This is a genomic window from Janthinobacterium sp. PAMC25594, from assembly GCF_019443505.1.
In the GTDB taxonomy this organism is placed as follows: domain Bacteria; phylum Pseudomonadota; class Gammaproteobacteria; order Burkholderiales; family Burkholderiaceae_D; genus Janthinobacterium.
The window spans coordinates 135,242-154,722 of the sequence record NZ_CP080377.1; the positions used below are offsets into that span (position 1 = coordinate 135,242).

Below are 19,481 nucleotides of genomic sequence, written 5' to 3' on the forward strand. Positions count from 1 at the left end.
GCGCTTTACAGCCTGATACGACTGCTGTCATGGCGCCGTTCTGATTTTGCACATGTTTTCAAAATATATACTCCCGATCTTTCAATATCTGTGGCGCGCCCTGAGCATGGGGCTGGCCGTCGTGCGCGGCCTGACGTGGTCCGAAACGCGCGACCTGCTGCAGTTCGCGCGCCGCCGCGTGCGCGAGGAAAGCCTGCCGCAAGTGGCCGGCAGCCTGACGTTCGCCACCGTGTTCGCGCTGGTGCCGCTGCTCACCCTGGCCCTGGCCATCTTCACCACCTTCCCCCTGTTTAATACCTTCCGCCACGCGCTGGAAGACTATTTCGTGCAAAGCGTGATGCCCAAGGGGATATCGAACACCATCCTCGATTATCTGACGACGTTTGCCTCGAAGGCCACGCGTTTGTCGGCCATCGGCGCGGGTGCCCTGATCGTCACTTCGGTGGGCATGATGGGCTTGATCGAGCGCGTCTTCAACCGCATCTGGCGCGTGCGCCAGGAGCGCCGCTGGACCAAGCGCCTGCTCGTCTACTGGGCCATCGTCACCCTGGGGCCGCTGCTGGTGGGCGTGTCGCTGACGGTGACGTCGCGCCTCTTCATGGCCACCAGCGGCGTGGTGGGGGCCGTGCCTTTCCTCGGCGCCGTGTTTTATACGCTGGTGTCGATCGGCCTGACCATGCTGGCGTTTACCCTGCTCTACATCGCCGTGCCGAACCGCGACGTGGACTGGCGCGACGCGGCCTGGGGCGGCTTGCTGGCGGCGCTGGCGTTCGAGGTGGCCAAGCGGGGCTTCGGTGAATTCATCCAGGAATTCCCCACGTATTCGCGCATCTATGGCGCGCTGGCCGCCTTGCCGCTGTTCCTCGTATGGATTTACCTGAGCTGGATGATCACCCTGGTGGGCGCCTTGCTGGTGGCGGCCTTGCCCGTCGTGAAATACGAGCGCTGGTGGTACGAGGCGGCGCCGGGCAGCGAATTCGTCGACGCCGTCGCCATCCTGAAGGTGCTGCACCAGGCCTGTCACTGCGCCGATTCGGCCCTGGTGGGCGCGGCCGAAATTCGCCGCAGCACGCGCCTGGGCTTCGAAGAGATGGAAACCCTGCTCGACAAGATGGTGCAGCAGGGATGGGTGGGCAGAGTCAACGTGGAAGGCGCCGTGCGCGTACAGTGGGGCAAGCGCGTGGCCGACAGTTCCGACCACTGGGTCTTGCTGGGCAACGTCAACCGCATCAGCCTGGCCGACGTCTACCGCTTGTTCGTTTTCGGCGGCATGCGCGTGAACTCCGGCTATCCGGCCGGTTCCACCAACGAGCGCGACATCAAGGCGGCGGAAGAAGCGGCCGCGCTGGCGGCGCAGGTGGAAAACGCCGTGGAGCAGGGACTGGGCCTGACTTTGGCGCAGCATTTCGGGGAAGTGCGCTGCAACTGACAGTCGATCAGGTGTTCAACCTGTCGTACAGCAGCGCATCGAGCGCGCCCGTCAGCGTATTGCCATCTTCGTCGAGCAGCGTGTAATCTTGCTGATTGTCGCCCAGCGACGCACTGCCCTCGATGCCGCACACCAGCTGGTACGTGGCGTCATCGATCGCCAGCTTGATCAAGGCCAGAACCTGTTCGCGCTGGGCCTCGTCCAGTGCCAGCCCGTCGAGCAGGGCGCCAAGTTGCGTCTGTCCCTCGCGTCCCTGCGCATACAAGACCAGCAGCGACGCATTGGATGCGACGACATCATCGATGAATTTTTTCGCGTGCATGGATTCCTTGTATTGGAAAAATCACAGCAGCACGGGCCGCAAGGCCGCCTGCAGCGCCACCTTGCTGAACGCCGCCGCATCCTGCGCGCGCACGACGCCCAGATAATACGTATCCTCGCCACCGTGCAGGTTGACCAGGCGTAGCTGATGCGGCGCCAGGTGGGCGGCGATGGCGGCCAGGCCCTCGGCCATGGCGTCGCCATCCTCGCGCTGCGCCCACGAAAAATCCCGCAGCGCGGGCAGGCCGATATGCTGGCCGATGCGCGGCACTTCATCGACGGCTTTCCAGTCCAGCGTGGTGCCGTGGCCCAGCGCATCGGCGGCCGTGGACCAGAGCAGGAAGAAGCACGCCGCCTCGGGCGTATCGCCTTCGTATTCCTCTTCCGGGTCGTCCTCCGCCAGCTCTTCCAAAGTGATGTCCACGCAGCGCGCGGCCAGGTCCGCATCGCCCAGCAAGAGCAGGGCGGCCATGCTGCGCAACTGCTCGCAGTCGGCCTTGGCCAGGATTTGCGACGGCGTAAAGCTGCGCCGCCTGACGGGTTTTTTCTTGCCCAGGCCGATGGCCTCGCTCAACTGGGCCGTGATGGCCGCCTTGAAGTTGTCCACGGTGTCGAACTGTTCCAGCAACTGGCCAGTGAAATCCATGCTCCAGGCCATGCCGTCCTTGACCACATATAAAAAATCGCTTTGCACGGCCACGCCGCGCAAATGATGGGCGGGCGGGTACAGCGGCGTGAAGGCCGGTTTGCCATCCAGCGTCAGCATGCAGGCCAGGCCTTGCGCGTCGATGGCGAAGATCAGGTTCTTGCGCACTTTGGGCGGCGACGAGGTGGTGGCGCTATCGATGGCTTCGTACTGGCATGGCGCCAGCAGCTCGCCCTGGCTGTTCGCCAGGCCAAACAGGAAGCGGCCATCGATGCGCTGGCTGACGATGGCGATTTTCTTCTTCGTGCCAAAATCCTGCACGGAGCTGTAGGCAGTCGGTAGCACCACCTTGCCGGTGGCGTCGAGCACGCCGCAGACATTGCGCTCGTCATCGTGCGCCTGGCGCTCGATGTCGATATAGCCATCGTCGCGCTGGCCGATGTGGTCCACGCCGTCCATCAGCAGGGCGCCATCGGGCAGGCGCAGCAAGCGGCTGGCGCCGTCCGCATCGATCTGCTGCAGCAGGTGGGGGCTGATCACGTACAGGGCGCCGGGCGCGGGCGGCAGCACCACCATGCCGTTCAAATCCAGCACGCCGTGCGCGTCGGGGGCGTCCGCCGTGGCAAACGTGATCCAGCCGTCGTCCGCGTGGCGCGCCCCCAGTGCCGTCACATTCAGCGACAGCGGCACGATCCAGCGCCCATACGGCGTGACCAGGCCCAGGATATCGGGCTGTCCGACCTTGCTTACCTCATAGCACAGCGCATCTTCCTCCCATCCCACCACTTCCAGGCCTTGCAGGAACGGTACGTCTTGCGCATCGAGTTCCTCGACTTCGGCCAGCTGCGCGCTGGCGGACGCCGACCAGTAGCCGGTGGCCGGCGATGCGGCGCCGGCGGCCAGCAGGGGCGCCAGGGCTTCCCTGTCGCCACGCAGCAGGGCAAGGTGCAGGGCTTGCGCTTCGGCGCGCAGGGCCTCGAGCGCGGCGGCGTAGTCCGGCGTGTCGATATCGTGCCGGACCAGCTGCACGCAATCGAGGATCAGCCACGCCTGGCCGCCCGCCAGCAGGGTGCTGATGCCGGCGCGCGCGACGATGGCGGCCGCGTCGCGCGGCTTGTCCATCAGCGCGGACAAGGCTTGCCAGCTGGCCTGCGCCTGCGCCATCGGCGCGGCCAGCACGCAGGGACAGTCTTCGCCATCGCCGTAGATGGGCCAGGCGACGGCTTGCGTGCCTGCGCCGATGAGCAACTTGAACAGCGCAGGTACGTCCAGCCGCCATTCGGCCAGGCCGGTGATCGTCTCGGTGTCGAAGCCGGCCTGGCCGGGCAGGAAGGCGGTGCTGAACAGGGCTGCGGTGTTGATCATGAATGCTATCTGAAAGAATAAGGGGGGTGTTCAGGGGGTAGGCGGCATGACCCAATGCGCCAGCGCGCTGCGTTCCAGGCCAAGGTGTTTGGCCACGGCGGCTGCCTCGAAGGCCCACAGGCCGTAGTAGCCGCCCAGGCCGTGCGCGCGCAAATGGCCGTTGAACCAGTCTTCGCGCACCAACGCGCCATGCCAGCTGGCCAGGTAGTGCCGCAGGTGTTCCAGTTGCTGCGCGCGATCGTCCACGTCCAGGCACTCGAACAGGGCCGAGTAGGGCTCGGCGAAATACCATTCGTCGACGGCGGGACGCTGCGGATCAATGGTCGACAGCAGTGCCTCATACACGCCATCGTCGCCATCGAAGGCTGTCTGCAGGGCGGCCAGGCGGGCAGCCAGGTCGTGGCGGCCGAACAGCAGGGTCGCGCCCAGCAACTGCAGGGTGCGCGCATAGTCCGTCAATTGTTCGAAATCAAAGGCGGGCAAGGCATCGTCATCGTAGGCGGCGGCCAGGGCCGCGCGCGCCGTTTCGCTGGCGGCGACGGCCACTTCCAGCGCCGTTTCCACGTCAGGCAAGGGCAAGCCTGCCGTGTAGCGCAGCGAGAAGACCTGGTAGGCCGTGCTGGCGGCCGCGCACGCCCAGTAGGCGGCGTCACCACCGTCGTTTTCCGCCTGCGCCTGCGCGCGCCCGTAGGCGGCCAGCAGGGCATCGAGGTAAGTCAGGTTGCGGCCAAAGTCGAACGCAGTGCCGAACGTCTCGGGTGGCGTCTGGCGCGGCGCGTGGGGCCACGCTTCCTGCGCTGGCAGGCAGGCGTTCGCGCAATCGCGCTGGATGGCCCAGTCGGCGAAGATTTGCTGCATATATTGCGCCGTCTCGTCGTCGTGGACGATGGCGCCGACGCCCACCATGGTCGTGCCCAGCAGGGTGTAGCCAGGGAAGCGGCTGCTTTCGTAGGCGATGGTGGTCACGCTCTGGATGGTCCTGCCGTCGCTCAGGTCGCGCACGCGGAAGTACACGTCGTCCCAGCCGGCCAGCGGTGGCGCCGGCGCTTCATTCGGCAAGGTGGTCCAGTTGCCGTCGTCCTGCTCTTCATAGGCATCGAGCAGCTCGTCAAGGCCACCGGGGCGGTCGATGCGGTTGTTGGCGTCGTATTGCAGGCCCAGTTCGGCCGCGAAGGCTGCCGCGTGGCGGCCCTCGAAGACCAGGTACTGGGAGCTCGTGGTGCCGACCAGCAGATCCGTGTGCTGGCCCGCCACGACCAGCGCCTGCGGCAGCCGGCACCATTGGTAGTACGGAATGCCGGCCATGGGGCCGCCTTCGTCCGCCAGCGGGTTAGTGAAACGCAGCTGTTCCAGCCATTTATAGCGTTCGTGCCGCTCCGCTTCCGTGCCGCTGCCTCGGCCAGTCAGTTCATCGTGCAGGGTATTCAACAACATCATTCATCGATCCTGAAAAAGTGTGCGTGGCATGGCGTCATGCCGGGGTGCTTTGCGCAAATGCAAACAGCGCGTCGAGCACGGCGTCCGGTTGCTCGGCCATCAATTCATGTCCGCTGTCGACCTGCACCACGGTGCCGTGCGCGATGGCCGCTGTCAGCAGCCTGGTCGACTTGGGCGGCGTCATCATGTCGCGCACGCCGAAAATGAATACAGTGGGGCAGTGTACCGAAGCGGCGGCGATTTCGCCGTTCGCGTAGGCATTGCAGGCATAAAAATCCGTGTGAAACACGTGAGCGGGATTGAGGGCGGCGATGCGCTGTTTCAAGCGCCGCGCGCCGCCCATGGCGTAGAAGCCGGGGCCGGGAAACGACGGCTTTTGCGCGATCGACGAGTGCGACCAGATATTGACCATGTCGATGGCCGCCTGTTCGTCCTGGAGCGCCGTTTCCAGCAGCGCCGGCGAGACCTTCATCGGGTAGGTGGAACCGAGCATGGCCAGGTGGCTGACGCGTTCCGGCGCCAGGGACGCCGCTTCCAGCGCGATCAATGAGCCCATGCTGTGGCCGACGAGCATGGCCCTGGCCGCGCCGGCCGCGTCCAGCACGGCCAGTATCCAGCGCGCCAGTTCTTCCACACTTGTTTTCGCCGCGCCCAGGCTGCGCCCGTGGCCCGGCAAGTCGACGGCCAGCACGTTCCAGCCGTGGTGGGCGAAGTAGCGCGTTTGCAGGGCCCACACGGAATGGTCGTTCTGCGCGCCGTGGATGAAGACGGCCGTGGGTTGATCCGGGTTGTATAGTTTGCCGCCCGTATAGCAGTAGGCCGTGGTGTTGTCGATGGTGAATAACATGTCAGGCGCCTTTCTGCGACAGTTTCAGGCTACGGGCCAGGTCTTCGATCAAGTCGTCCGCGTCTTCCAGGCCCACCGACAGGCGCATGGTGCCCTGCGTGATGCCCGCCTGCGCCAGTTGCTCATCGGGCACGCGGAAATGCGTGGTGGAGGCGGGGTGGATGACGAGCGACTTGGCGTCGCCCACGTTGGCCAGGTGCGAGAAGATTTTCAGGCTGTCGACGAAGCGCTGGCCCGCCGCGCGGTCGCCGCGCAGGCGGAAAGTGAAGACGCCGCCCGCGCCTTTCGGCAGCAGGGTCTTGGCCAGTGCGTAGTCGGGGTGCGATGGCAGTTCGGGGTAGGACACGGCATCCACTGCCGGATTGGCCAGCAAAAAGTCGATGATTTTGCGCGTGTTGGCCACGTGGCGGTCCATGCGCAAGCCCAGGGTTTCGATGCCTTGCAGGATGGCGAAGGCATTGTGCGGGCTCATGACGGCGCCGAAATCGCGCAAGCCTTCGCGCCGCGCGCGCAGGGCGAACGGCGCCACCGTCGATTCCTCGGCGAAGACCATGCCGTGAAAGCCGTCATATGGTTCGCACAGTTCGGCAAAGCGGCCCGTCTTGTCGTACGCCGCCTGCCAGTCGAAAGTGCCGCCATCGACCAGCAAGCCGCCGATGGCCGTGCCGTGGCCGCATAAAAACTTGGTGGCCGAGTGGAATACCAGGTCGGCGCCATGCTCGAAGGGGCGCAGCAGGTAGGGCGTGGTGAACGTCGAATCTAGCATCAGCGGCAACTGGTGTTCGTGCGCCAGCGCGGCAATCTGGGGGATGTTCAGCACGTCGAGGCCGGGATTGCCCAGCGTTTCACCGAACAGCACTTTCGTATTTGGACGGATGGCGGCGCGCCAGGCATCCACGTCGCGCGGGTCGACGAAGGTCGTCTCGATACCGAAGCGTTTCAATGTATAGGCCAGCAGGTTGTGCGAACCGCCGTACAGGGCGCGCGAGGCAACGATGTGCGAGCCGGCGCCGGCGATGGTACATAAACCAAGGTGCATGGCGGCCTGGCCGCTGGCCGTGGCGATGCCGGCCACGCCCCCTTCGAGCGCGGCGATGCGCTCTTCCAGCACGGCGTTGGTGGGATTCGAAATGCGCGAGTACACGTGGCCGGCCCGCTCCATGTTGAACAGCGAGGCCGCGTGCTCCGAACTCTTGAAGGCAAACGAGGACGTGAAATGGATGGGCGTGGCGCGCGCGCCCGTGGCCGGGTCGGGCGCCGCGCCCGCATGCAGGGATAAAGTGTCGAAACCGGGGTATTTCGGGCCGCTCATGGTGTCTCCGCCAAGTTTTATAGTGGCAAGATCGTAACCTGATTTAGCGCTGAGTAAAAGGCCTCGCGTGCAGGGCGCATGGCGCCGTGCTGACGGGCGGCGCGGGTCACTTGAAGTCAAAAAAAGTGACCGCCTCCGCATGGCGGTGGTAGGATGGCGGATCAGCGATATTCGGGTTGTTCGACCATTGCGCGTGCGCCGCACCGCGGGGAAGCAGCTGCAAGCGAACGACATCCTGGGCTTCAGGCGCACTCTCATGTATGTCCACCAGGAAAGACTTTATGCCCGCAATATCGTTCGACGGCGCCCTTGCCGTGCCCGGACCGTCTATCGTTGACGGCCTGTGCCGCGCAGGCTGGCTGATGCAAGAGCAATTCATTTCCCCTGAACTCAGCCGCCAACTGGCCGCCGAATGCGTGCAAGCGATGCAGAGCGGCAAGATGAAGGGCGCCGGTGTGGGCAGTGGCCATGCGCCGCTGCTGCAGCCCGATATCCGCGGCGACCATATCGCATGGCTGGAAGCGGGCCGCTCAAGCGCCTGCGATAGCTATCTGCAGCATATGGAAGCGTTGCGCCAGACCCTCAACCGCGAGCTGTTCCTGGGGCTGGAAGAGTACGAAAGCCATTTCGCCCTGTATGCGCCGGGCGCCTTTTACCGAGCCCATCTGGACCGTTTCCGCGACGACGACAAGCGCACCGTGTCCGTCGTGCTGTATCTGAACGACGACTGGCTGCCCGAACACGGCGGCGCGCTGCGTTTGCACCCCGATGGCGGCCCCAGCGTGGATATCGCGCCCGAAGCAGGGCGCATGGCCATGTTTCTGTCGGGCGAGATGCTGCACGAGGTGCTGCCGACGGCGCGTGAACGTCTATCCATCGCCGGCTGGTTTCGCCGCAGAGCGTGAGAAAAACTACTGCGCGTCGCGGGGCACGGCCGGCGATGCTCACGGTACTCGCGTACCGCTGCGCTTCTCGGCCGCGCCGCGCATCCGCTCGCTACGTTTTTCTCGCCCGACAATCCCCCTCGATTTGATTGCGCGCAAGGCTGGATTTTTCCGCAGGCATAGGCTACAGTCGCAGTAAGGGCTAGAATAACTAAAATACCAATCACGCGGACAGGACGGCCAATATGAAAGTATCTGAAATTCTCCAAGTCAAGGGCAACATCCTCTACACGGTCACGCCTGACCAGCCCCTGCTTGACGCGGCCAATACCATGGCTGAAAAAGACATCGGTTCGCTGGTGGTCATGGAATTTGGCGACCTGGTCGGCATGCTGACCTTCCGCGAAGTGCTCAACGCGCTGCATGAAAACGCGGGCCAGATCGGCGGCGGCACCGTGCGCAAGCACATGGATGACCACCCGATCACCGTCACGCCCGACACGGAAGTGAATGAAGTGCGCCGCATCATGCTGGAAAAGCACGCGCGCTACCTGCCCGTCATGAACGCCAAGACCTTGCTGGGCGTCATCTCCTTCTACGACGTGGCGCGCGCCGTGCTCGAGGCGCAAAGCTTTGAAAACCAGATGCTGAAAGCATATATTCGCGACTGGCCGGCCGAAACCACCGATTAAGCGATCGCAATGCAGTAAAAACAACGCCGGCACTGCCGGCGTTTTGCATTCTTGATGTGAGTGGCGCCTACGCCGCGCCCTGCAGCGCCTCGTTGTTCAGCCAGGTGCCCAGCGCCGTGGCCGTCATCGGGCGGGCGAACAGGAAACCCTGCGCCATGGGGCAGCCCAGCGCTTGCAGGATTTGTGCTTGCCGCTCGTCTTCCACCCCTTCGGCGATCACGGCCAGGCCCAGGTTGCGGCCCAGCTGGATGACCATTTCGGCGATGCTGCTGCCGCGCGCGGAACCCGTGATTTCCGTCACAAACGCACGGTCGATTTTCAGGCGGTCCACTTGCAGCCGCTGCAGGTACGACAGCGACGAGAAGCCCGTGCCGAAGTCGTCGATGGCGATGCTGACGCCCGTCTGCTTGATTTGCCACAACATCTTGATCAGCAGGTCCGGCTCTTCCATGGCCATCGATTCCGTGATTTCCAGCTCGATGAATTCGGGCGGCGCCTGCGTCTCTTCCAGCGCGGCGCGCAGCATTTCCAGGAACAGCGGGTGGCGGAACTGCACTTGCGACACGTTGACGGACATGACGAAGTTGCGGTGGCCCTGCTCGCGCAGCAGCACCAGTTCGCGGCACGCCGTGCGCAGCACCCATTCACCGAGGTCGATGATGATGCCCGAATACTCGGCGATGGGGATGAAGCGGTCGGGCGAGATGAACTTGCCGTCCGGCGTCTGCCAGCGCAGCAGCGCTTCGGCGCCCACGGGGCGGCGCGTGGTCAGGTCGATCTGCGGCTGGTACACGACAAACAGCTGGTCCTGGCTGAAGGCCGTGCGCAGCGCGTGCATCATGCGTACTCTTTCGCGGATTTCGATGCCCATGCTGCGCGAAAAATAGAAGTGCCCGGCGCGCTGCTGGCTTTTTGCCCGTTTCAGGGCGATATCGGCATCCTTCAGCGCATCGGCGCCCGTGCCCGCATGTTCGCCCAGCCGCACCAGGCCCAGGGTGGCGGACAGCTGTACATCTTGCCCGTCGATGCAGAACGGCGCCTGGAACAGGGCCAGGATCTTGCTCGGGTTGACTTGCGACGAGTCGCCCAGCACGCAAAAGATGTCGCCGCCCAGGCGCGCCACCGTCAGCTGGGGACCCAGCTGGGTTTGCAATCGGCCCGCCACGGCGATCAGCAGGGCGTCGCCGAACTGGTGTCCCAGCGCGTCGTTGGTCTCGGCAAAATGGTCGAGGTCGACCAGCGCCAGGGTGGCGTCGTCGCGCGCGGGCCCGGCCAGGGCGGCGTCGAGGATTTCCACCAGGCGCGTGCGGTTCGGCAGCTTCGACAATTGGTCATAGAAGGCGGCGTTGTGCAGGTGCGATACCAGTTCGACGTTGTCCAGGCCCACGGCGACGTTGCTGCAAAATACTTCCAGCAGGCTTTCATCGATGGCCGAGAGGGGGCGCGGCAGGACCAGGTAGGCGGCCGCATCGCGGCTGGCCTTGCCCGCGAAGTACAGAGTGGCGTAGTCGTGCGCGTAGACATTGCGCCGCTGCGCCAGCGTGTGCTCGATGGCCGCCATCACGCGCGGGTTTTGCAGGCCGCACAGGGCGCTGTGCGGCAAGCTGGAAAAGCTGCCCGTGCAGGCCGACACGAGCAGCTCCCTGGCGCCGCTGTCCTGCAAGTCCTGCACGCACAGCAGGCCATCGGCGCGGATGTCCAGCAGGTCGGCGATCTGCGCCAGTACGCCGGCCGAGAAGTTTTGCACGCCGTGCAGCGCCATCAGCTGCGTGCTGGCGTGGACGATCTGGTCCAGGCCGCGCCGGCTGTTGCTGATCGAGCGTATCTGTTCGTACGAGCGGATGGCGGCCGTCACCGTGGTAAACAGCTTGATGCGCGTCAGTTCGGACTTGGTCTTGTAGTCGTTGATGTCGAAATCGCGGATGGCGTCGATTTCCGGCGCATAGCCGGGCTGGCCCGTGCGCAGAATGATGCGCACATCCGTCATTTTCAGGGTTTCGCGGATGTAGCGCACCAGGTGCAGGCCCGCGTCATCCTGTTCCATCACCACGTCGAGCAGGATGACGGCGATGTCGTCTTCATGCTTGAGCAGTTCGCGTGCCTGGCCGGCCGAATACGCATGCACGAATTCCAGCGGGCGATGCTGCATTTCCAGGTTGCCCAGGGCGAAAGTGGTGGTGGAGTGGACGTCTTCATCGTCGTCGATGATCATCACCCGCCAGACGCTGCGCGGTGCGACGGCCAGCGGCGGCACTGGTTGCTCATCGAGGAATACCAGGTCGTCGTGATCGTCCTTGTTGGCGTCAAGGGGGATGATCGGTGCGGGCATGTATAGCTTCTCCAGGATGACTCAGTACGGGATGTGAGCACATCAGAAATGTCCATGGCGTTGTTGCACCGCCTCGCCGTACTTGCGTACTGTCTTCGGCGGCGCGCCTAGCCCTGGCCATTTCTGATGCACTCAGGGCGCATCGAAAAAGCAGCACTCAAGTGTCGTCGAGGCTCGCCCATCATCCAAGTATATAGCGATTTAATAAGCAAAATGTTTTTTTAAGCCTATTCCGTAGAGCAATATTTCTCGTATTGCATGATTGCAACTCATATCTGGTGTTTTTTGTATGAAAAAAAACACGGGATTTAAAAATGGGGATAACGCGCGGGAATATCGGGCCTTGCTGCGGCATTAGCGGCATGGCCTGCCCCGCAGGCTGGTAGAATTGAGTTTTCCAGTCCTCACACTTCCTACTATGTCCGGCAATTCTTTTGGCAAGCTGTTTACTGTTACCACTTTCGGCGAATCGCATGGCCCGGCCATCGGCTGCGTGATCGATGGCTGTCCTCCGGGATTGATCCTGTCGGAAGCCGATATCCAGCCCGAGCTCGACCGCCGCAAGCCGGGCACTTCGCGCCACGTGACGCAGCGCCAGGAATCGGATACGGTGGAAATCCTCTCCGGCGTGTACCAGGGCGTGACGACGGGCACGCCCATCGCGCTGCTGATCCGCAATGAAGACCAGCGCAGCAAGGATTACGGCAATATCGCGGAAAGCTTCCGTCCCGGCCACGCCGATTACACCTATTGGCATAAATACGGCGTGCGCGACCCGCGCGGCGGCGGGCGTTCCTCGGCGCGCCTGACGGCGCCCGTGGTGGGCGCGGCGGCGATCGCCAAGAAATGGCTGCTGCAGCAGTACGGCACCACCTTCAAGGGCTGCATGAGCCAGCTGGGCGATATTCCCGTGCCGTTTCAATCCTGGGAACACGTGCATGCGAACCCCTTCTTTGCCGCCAGCGGCGACGCGGACCTGATCGCGCGCATGGAAGAGGCGATGGATCAATTGCGCCGCGACGGCGATTCCATCGGCGCGCGCATCGACGTGATTGCGCAAAACGTGCCGGTGGGACTGGGCCAGCCCATCTACGACAAGCTCGACGCCGACATCGCCTACGCCATGATGGGCATCAATGCCGTCAAGGGCGTGGAAATCGGCGCCGGTTTCGATTCGGTGGCGCAAAAGGGTTCCGAGCACGGCGACGAACTGACGCCGGAAGGGTTTATCGGCAATAACGCCGGCGGCGTACTCGGCGGCATCTCGACGGGGCAGGATATCAGCGTCTCGATCGCCATCAAGCCGACGTCGTCGATCCGCACGCCGCGCCGCTCGATCGACAAAGAGGGCAATCCCGTGATGGTGGAAACGTTCGGCCGCCACGACCCGTGCGTGGGCATCCGCGCCACGCCGATCGCCGAAGCCATGCTGGCGCTGGTCCTGATCGACCACGCGCTGATGCACCGCGCGCAGTGCGGCGATGTGTCGGTGAATACGCCGAAGTTGAAGTAAGTTGAATGTTGTCGGATTACGGGCCTGCGGCCCTAATCCGACCTACGACCCATGATGGTCGTTTTCTCGGTTAACAACGACGCTTGCGACACCTGACAAAACCGTAGCGAGCGGAAGGGAGAGGTGGCTAAGAAGCGCAACCGTACTCTAGTACGGTGAGCATCGCAGGCCGCCTATACCGACGCGCAGTAGGTTTGGTCAGGTGTTCTCATGCAACCTTGTTCGCCACCAACTCCAACTGGTGCCGCATCTCCACCGACTGCACCAGTAACGCCCGGATATCGTTGATCAGGTTGAATTCCGTCTGGTTCAATTGAATCGGCGGGAAGCTGTCGTCCCAGTCGCCGTACAGGAAGCCCGTGGGGTGGCCGTTGGCCGACAGGGGCAGCACGACGAAGCTGCGCGCTTCCGATAACGTCGCTTTCCACCATTGCGGCAGCTTGGCGGCAAATTTCGGGTCGCGCGCATTGTCGATGAAGATCACGCGGTCGCTATTGAGGGCCGCGTGGAAGACGTTCGGCTCATACGCGTCGCCAAATACCATCAGGTCCTGCAGGTCGGCCATGCCTTCGCCCATGCTGATGCGCGCCGAGTACAAATGATCACGGTGGTTGCGCACGAACGCCACCGAGCGCGAAAAATCAAAGCCCTGGTGCAGCGTTTCGAGCGCCATCGAGACCATCTGGCCCGGACTGGCGCTGCCGATGGCGCCGCGCAGGTCGGCCAGGCCGCCGATCAGGATGCGGTTGCCTTCGGCGCGCATGCGCGTCGAGGCCAGCTGGCGCGCGCGCCGTTCGGCCGGTTTCGACAGGGGGGCGATCGACAGGTCGGCCGCCGCCATCATCTTCGCCTTGTCCACCGCCACCACCAGGTCCGTGGCAGCGATGCCCAGCGTGCCCGCATAGTCGTCGATCAGCGCGTGCACTTGCGCCGCGCCGGCCGCATCGTCATGCCACAGCGAGTCGGCGCAGCGCGCCGCCATGGTCGACAGTCCCGCCATCCAGTCCGCGCCGCTGACGGGCGCATTGTCGGGCGACGGCTCCATCGGACGCATGCCGTTGATCAGGTGCTGCGGCAAGCCCCAGTGGGCGGCCGTGGCATAGCCCACTTCCGGCAGCGACAGGCCGAGGATTTCGCGCGCGGCGGCCGCCTCGTTGCCGGGACCCGCATGCGCCTGCATGCGCGCCCAGAAGTCCGTCATGTAGAACGTCACCATCATGCGGCCCAGGGTGTGCAGCATCGAGCAGACGACGGCTTGCTCCGCCTGCAGGCTGCCGGCGCTGCTGGCCACTTGTTGCGCCACCATCCCGGCCAGCACGGCCTTTTCCATTTCCACGTGCGCGCTGACGGAGTCGGGCGAGGCCTGCGACAGCTCCTCGATCAGCTTCAGTCCCAGCGCCAGGTGGCCGATGGCGTCGATGCCCAGCACCAGCACGGCCTTCGAGACCGTGTTGACCCGCTGACCGAAGGCCGAATACATGCCGCTGTTGGCCAGCCGCAGCACCTTGTGCGTGAGGACAGGATCGGACAGCACCGTTTGCGTGATGTCGAATTCGTGGTCATCCTCGCCGCGCATGGCGCCCAGGATGGCGCTGATGGCTTTCGCGAAGCCGGGCATGTCGCCCTGCTGGCGCGTGCGCGCCCACAGCAGGTCCAGGGTGTTTTTGCCGAGCTGTGTCGGTACCGCGAAATGACCTGGATTCATTGCACCCCTCCGCGCTGTTCATTGGCAGACGGCGTGGGCACCAGCGCCGCATGGGTTTTTTCGCTCAAGGCCGATAGCGCGGCATGGGCCGGCATCGGTTTGCCCGTCAAATAGCCTTGCACATACTGGCAGCCGCGCGACTCCATGAAGCGCATCTGCTCCTCCGTTTCCACGCCTTCGGCCACCACGGACAAATTCAAATGCTTGGCCAGGTCGAGAATGGTGTTGCAGATGGCCGCGTCCTTGCTCGATTCGGGCAAGTCCTTGATGAAGGTACGGTCGATCTTCAGTACGGAAATGGGGAAGCGCTTCAGATACGCGAGCGAAGAGTAGCCGGTGCCGAAATCGTCGATGGCGATGCGCGCGCGGCGCTCCGTCATCTTGACGAGGATGGTTTCCGCATGCACGGGATCGATCATCAGGGTGCCTTCCGTAATTTCCAGCACCAGGTGTTCACCCGAGAGTCCCGAAAAGGCGATGGCGTCATCGAGCACGTCGAGGAATTTGTCGTTGCGGAACTGGCGCGGGCTGATGTTGACGGAGATGTACAGCGGCCGCCTGGCCACTTCCTGGAACTGCTTGAGCTGCACGCAGGCCGCCTTCAGCGCCCATGCACCGAGCAGGTTGATCAGGCCATTGGCTTCGGCAATCGGGATGAAGCGCACGGGCGGCACCAGGCCCAGGGTCGGGTGCTTCCAGCGCATCAGGGTTTCGAAGCCCTGAATCTGTCGCGTGTGCGCATCGACGATGGGCTGGTAAAACAGCAGGAATTCGCCCTCGCGCACGGCGTGGAACATCGCCGCTTCCAGCGAAATATCGTGCTCCGACGGGCCATTCAGGCGCGGACTGTAGACCAGGCAGCGGGCCTTGCCCGTTTCCTTGGCGCGCGACATGGCCGCATCGGCCAGCGCCACCAGGCGCACTTCATCTTCCGCGTGCAGCGGATAGATCGATACGCCGACGGACGCTCCCACGTAGATCGTGTGGCCATCGACTTCGAACGGCGCCTGCAGGGTGGCCAGCAGGCGGCCCGTCACCAGCTTGATCTGCGCGTCGGTGGCGCTGCCAGGCAGCACGGCGACGAATTCATCGCCGCCCACGCGCGCCAGGGTATCGCTGTCGCGCAGGGTCTTGCGCAGGCGCGCGGCGGCCAGGCGCAGCACGGCGTCGCCGACGGGGTGGCCCAGGCCATCGTTGACCTTTTTAAAACCATCGAGGCCGATGGTGGCGACCGAAAACCCCTGGCCCGAACGGGCCGCCTGGGCGATCACCATGCGGATGCGGTCCGACAGCAGCAGGCGGTTCGGCAGCCCGGTCAGCGCATCGTGCGTGGCCATGTGGCGCAAGCGTTCTTCCGTGTTGTGCTGGGCCGAGGTGTCGCGCCCGACCACCAGCAATTCGGTCACGCCGGCTGCGTTCATATAAGAAGACAGGCGCAGCTCGAACCAGATTTCCTGGTCCGGCGTTTGCAGGCGCACTTCCAGGCGGCCCGGCTCTTCCAGGGAATCTTCCAGCGCTGCCTGCAGCGCCGCGCGCGATGCTTCGGCGGCCAGCGGCAGCAGCAAGTGGCCGGACAGGCCCGAGGGCGCGCTGAACAGGGTGGCCGCGCGCTTGCTGGCGAACAGGATCAGGCCGTCCGTATCGAGCCGGAACACGACGTCGCCGGCCTCTTCCATGAGGTTGTCCAACTCGTGGCGTGCCTCGCGGTGGGCGGCGGATGGGGTGCTGGAAAACATCGTGCGGGCTTTAACCTTTTTGTTATCAGTGCCGGCGCACGCTGCAGGGCAGGGCGCCAACGGAAAGAGTGCATCGTGCGTGACGCGCGCCATAGCGGGCCGGAGGGCAACTATCGGAATGCGATCCACACGAAATGTATCATTGAAAAGCATTCGATTACATGAAATAGAGCAACATTGCTTCAGGTTTTGTAAATATTCCTGCCTTCCATGAAAAAAATCATGCTGCGCGACACGCGCAGGCATTTTCGTTCCACATGGAAATATTTTTCTGTACTTGCTTCCACTGGCGCGCTTGCCCCGCCATGCGCTTTGCGCTAGTCTGGCTGGCAGACGGTGTTGACGGTGCGCCAGCGACAGCAAGGGCGCCATGATAACAAATCGCGGGAGACTCCCATGAATGCTTTTGACACGCATGAAGTTTTCAACCAGGCCACGCCGTTTGAAAACGTCAATCTGTTCGCCTGCGACCCGGCGCTGATCGAAGCGCTGCTGCGCGAGGGCGGCGGCGCGGCGCGGCAGGAGCTCGACGCGCTGGGCGAGAAACTGGGCCGCGCCGAGACGTATGCGCTGGCGCGCCTGGCCAATCTCCACACGCCCGAGCTGCAGCAGTTCGACCGGGCCGGCCGGCGCATCGACGAAGTGCTGTTCCACCCGGCCTGGCATGCGCTGATGGACATCCTCGTGGGCGCCGGTGCGCACGCGTCGCCGTGGGCGTCGCCCGGTCCCGGTGCCCAGGTGGCGCGCGCGGCCGCCTATCTATTAGTGGGGCAGGTGGAAAACGGCACGCAGTGTCCCGTGACGATGACGTATGCCTCGGTGCCGGCCTTGCGCCAGGCCCTTGATCTGCCGCAAATCGCCGCGCGCTGGCTGCCGAAAATCCTCTCGCGCGAATACGATCCCCGCTCCCTGCCCGTGGAACAGAAGCGCGGCGCCCTGGTCGGCATGGGCATGACGGAAAAGCAGGGCGGCTCCGATGTGCGCAGCAACACCACGCGCGCCGTGCCCGTGCCGCCGGCAGAGGCGCGGGCCCTGTTCGGCGACGAGGCCGGCGGCGCCTGGCGCATCGTCGGCCACAAATGGTTTTTTTCGGCGCCGCAGTGCGACGCACACCTGATCCTGGCGCAGGCGGACGAGGGCGGATTATCGTGCTTCTTCCTGCCCCGCTACCTGCCCGACGGCAGCCGCAATGCCATCCGCGTGCAGCGCCTGAAAGATAAATTGGGCAACCGCTCGAACGCCTCGTCGGAAGTGGAATTTACCAATGCCTACGGCTGGCTCGTGGGGCAGGCGGGGCGGGGCATTCCCACTATCCTGGAAATGGCCAGCCACACGCGCCTCGATTGCGTGCTGGGCAGCGCCGGCATCATGCGCGCCGCCCTGGCGCAGGCGTTGCACCATGCGCGCCAGCGGGCCGTGTTCGGCAAGCCGCTGGCCGGGCAGCCCTTGATGCAGAACGTGCTGGCCGACCTGGCGCTCGAATCGGAAGCCGCCACGGCCTTTGCCCTGCGCCTGGCCCGCTGTTTCGATGAAAAGGACGATCCGCGGCAAGCGATGCTGGCGCGCGTGCTGACGCCGGCCGGCAAGTACTGGATCTGCAAGCGCGGTCCAGGTTTCGGCGCGGAAGCCATGGAAGTGCTGGGCGGCACCGGTTATGTGGAGGACGCGCCGCTGGCGCGTTTATATCGCGAGCTGCCCGTCAATTCGATCTGGGAAGGTTCGGGCAACGTCATGTGTCTCGACGTCTTGCGCGCCTTCGGCAAGTCGCCGGCCGCGCGCGACGCGCTGGCGGGCGAGCTGGCACTGGCCGGCGATGCCGATGCCATTTTCGCCGAGTACCGCGCGCGCCTGCTGGCCGACCTGGACGGGCCGCAAACGGACGAGTTTGGCGCCAGGCAATTATCCGAGCGCATCGTGCTGGCCGTGCAGGCGGCATTGCTGCTGCGCCATGCGCCGTCCTTTGTTGCGCAGGCCTTCCTGCAGTCGCGGCTGGCGCAAGCGCCGGGCGGCGCGTATGGCCGCTTGCCGGCCGGCACCGATTGCGCGGCCATCCTGGCGCGCGCCTTGCGCGAGGATTGATTTCAATAAAACCGATTATTTCGAAAATTCCGGCCACAGGCGGGCTGTGGGCTGGGATAATGCGGCAATCCATCATTTTATCGACACACGGCGCGCCTGCGGCCCAGGCTTGCCGCCGCGCCAGAGCAGAGAAAGAACAACAATATGAAACAAGATCCACGCTTCCCGAATTTGTTCATTACCGATCACCCTTTGATCCAGCACAAACTGAGCCACATGCGCGAGCACGACACGTCGACGCGCACCTTCCGCGAATTGCTCAAGGAAATCACTTTGCTGATGGGCTATGAAATCACGCGCGACCTGCCGCTGACTACGCGCGAAATCAAGACCCCGCTGGTGACCATCGATGCGCCAGTCATTGCCGGCAAGAAACTGGCTATCGTGCCCATCCTGCGCGCCGGCATCGGCATGAGCGATGGCTTGCTGAACCTGGTGCCATCGGCCCGCGTGGGCCACATCGGCGTGTACCGCGATCCCACCACCCACATGCCCGTGGAATACCTGGTGCGCCTGCCCGACCTGAACGAGCGCACCTTCATCCTGTGCGACCCGATGGTCGCCACCGGCAATTCGGCCGTGTACGCCGTCGACGTGCTGAAGAAACGCGGTGTGACGGACGAGCAGATCATCTTCCTGGCCCTGGTGGCCGCACCGGAAGGCGTGACCGTGTTCCAGAACGCGCATCCGAAGGTCAAGATGTACTGCGCTTCGCTCGATTCGCACCTGGATGAGCATGCCTACATCGTACCGGGCCTGGGCGATGCCGGCGACCGCATCTTTGGCACCAAGTAAGCCAATCCGCGAGTATTGCGATGGCAACCTTGATCGACCCGGATTTTCGCGCGCGTTTGCGCGCCCTGAACGAAAAATATGCGGCCAGCGTGCCGGCCCTGATGCAAGCGATCACGCAGGCCAGCGGCCGCTGCGACAGCGAAGGCCCCCGTCTGGAGCCGCTGACGCAGTTGCACCGCGCGCTGCACGCGGTCGCCGGCTCGGCCGCCACCTTCGGCTTTGCCGCGCTGGGCCAGGAATGCCGGCGCATCGAACAGCAGGTGCGCGCCATGCTCAACGCGCCGGCGCAGGCGGTGGCGGAATGGCCCGCCGTGCGGGCGCAAGTGGAGACGCTGCTGCACTGGGCCGCGCGCGATGCGGGCGCCACCCATTTCAGCGTGTAAGTGACAGC

15 protein-coding genes are annotated in these 19,481 nt (G+C 64.2%); 7 read left to right on the forward strand and 8 right to left on the reverse strand.

The genetic code is table 11. The features are described 5' to 3' along the window. The first annotated feature begins 52 nt into the window (after positions 1-52). Positions 53-1,429 (forward strand): YihY family inner membrane protein, encoded by a 1,377-nt coding sequence (locus tag KY494_RS00530; RefSeq protein ID WP_258194569.1) that lies wholly within the window; start codon positions 53-55, stop codon positions 1,427-1,429. Positions 1,430-1,436: 7 nt separating this feature from the next. On the opposite strand, the gene KY494_RS00535 is transcribed toward KY494_RS00530, so the two are convergent. From KY494_RS00535 to KY494_RS00555, 5 genes are read right to left on the reverse strand one after another with little or no spacing between them, the layout of a single operon-like run. Next, positions 1,437-1,751, reverse strand: a complete 315-nt coding sequence (locus KY494_RS00535) for a hypothetical protein (protein WP_219889456.1) — start codon at positions 1,749-1,751, stop codon at positions 1,437-1,439. A 21-nt stretch (positions 1,752-1,772) separates the two neighbouring features. Then, positions 1,773-3,761 (reverse strand): WG repeat-containing protein, encoded by a 1,989-nt coding sequence (locus KY494_RS00540; RefSeq protein ID WP_219889457.1) that lies wholly within the window; start codon positions 3,759-3,761, stop codon positions 1,773-1,775. 30 nt (positions 3,762-3,791) lie between these two features. Continuing rightward, positions 3,792-5,198 carry a PoNe immunity protein domain-containing protein gene (locus tag KY494_RS00545; protein ID WP_219889458.1) on the reverse strand — a complete coding sequence of 469 codons (1,407 nt, stop codon included), beginning with the start codon at positions 5,196-5,198 and terminating at the stop codon, positions 3,792-3,794. A 34-nt stretch (positions 5,199-5,232) separates the two neighbouring features. Then, positions 5,233-6,045 (reverse strand): alpha/beta fold hydrolase, encoded by an 813-nt coding sequence (locus KY494_RS00550; RefSeq protein WP_219889459.1) that lies wholly within the window; start codon positions 6,043-6,045, stop codon positions 5,233-5,235. Position 6,046: 1 nt separating this feature from the next. Next, a complete protein-coding gene (locus KY494_RS00555; RefSeq protein ID WP_219889460.1) occupies positions 6,047-7,357 on the reverse strand; it encodes an O-acetylhomoserine aminocarboxypropyltransferase in 1,311 nt (436 codons plus the stop codon). 281 nt (positions 7,358-7,638) lie between these two features. Between KY494_RS00555 and KY494_RS00560 the strand changes: the two genes are divergently transcribed. Together KY494_RS00560 and KY494_RS00565 are read left to right on the forward strand one after the other, a co-directional pair. Continuing rightward, positions 7,639-8,262 (forward strand): 2OG-Fe(II) oxygenase, encoded by a 624-nt coding sequence (locus KY494_RS00560; protein WP_219136736.1) that lies wholly within the window; start codon positions 7,639-7,641, stop codon positions 8,260-8,262. Positions 8,263-8,486: 224 nt separating this feature from the next. Further along, the gene (locus KY494_RS00565) at positions 8,487-8,933 is read left to right on the forward strand and encodes a CBS domain-containing protein (protein WP_010398828.1); all 447 of its coding nucleotides are present in this window, start codon (positions 8,487-8,489) and stop codon (positions 8,931-8,933) included. Between the two features lie 67 nt (positions 8,934-9,000). Here the strand turns inward: KY494_RS00565 and KY494_RS00570 are convergent, their stop codons facing one another. After that, positions 9,001-11,262, reverse strand: a complete 2,262-nt coding sequence (locus KY494_RS00570; protein ID WP_219136734.1) for a bifunctional diguanylate cyclase/phosphodiesterase — start codon at positions 11,260-11,262, stop codon at positions 9,001-9,003. Positions 11,263-11,680: 418 nt separating this feature from the next. Here KY494_RS00570 and aroC point away from each other — a divergent pair, with 418 nt between their 5' ends. Beyond that, on the forward strand, positions 11,681-12,775 hold the full coding sequence (gene aroC, locus KY494_RS00575; RefSeq protein ID WP_099667641.1) for a chorismate synthase: 1,095 nt from the start codon (positions 11,681-11,683) through the stop codon (positions 12,773-12,775). A gap of 208 nt (positions 12,776-12,983) precedes the next feature. Here the strand turns inward: aroC and KY494_RS00580 are convergent, their stop codons facing one another. Next, the gene (locus KY494_RS00580; RefSeq protein WP_219889461.1) at positions 12,984-14,480 is read right to left on the reverse strand and encodes an HDOD domain-containing protein; all 1,497 of its coding nucleotides are present in this window, start codon (positions 14,478-14,480) and stop codon (positions 12,984-12,986) included. Then, positions 14,477-16,216 carry a bifunctional diguanylate cyclase/phosphodiesterase gene (locus KY494_RS00585; protein WP_219889462.1) on the reverse strand — a complete coding sequence of 580 codons (1,740 nt, stop codon included), beginning with the start codon at positions 16,214-16,216 and terminating at the stop codon, positions 14,477-14,479. Before KY494_RS00585 ends, KY494_RS00580 begins: the two co-directional genes overlap by 4 nt. A gap of 396 nt (positions 16,217-16,612) precedes the next feature. On the opposite strand from KY494_RS00585, the gene KY494_RS00590 reads away from it, so the two are divergent. From KY494_RS00590 to KY494_RS00600, 3 genes are all read left to right on the forward strand, one after another. Next, complete coding sequence (locus KY494_RS00590; protein ID WP_219889463.1) at positions 16,613-18,295, forward strand: isovaleryl-CoA dehydrogenase; 1,683 nt, start codon at positions 16,613-16,615, stop codon at positions 18,293-18,295. 144 nt (positions 18,296-18,439) lie between these two features. Beyond that, on the forward strand, positions 18,440-19,090 hold the full coding sequence (gene upp / locus KY494_RS00595; protein WP_219136729.1) for a uracil phosphoribosyltransferase: 651 nt from the start codon (positions 18,440-18,442) through the stop codon (positions 19,088-19,090). Between the two features lie 20 nt (positions 19,091-19,110). Next, complete coding sequence (locus KY494_RS00600; protein ID WP_219889464.1) at positions 19,111-19,473, forward strand: Hpt domain-containing protein; 363 nt, start codon at positions 19,111-19,113, stop codon at positions 19,471-19,473. The last annotated feature ends 8 nt before the right edge of the window (positions 19,474-19,481 follow it).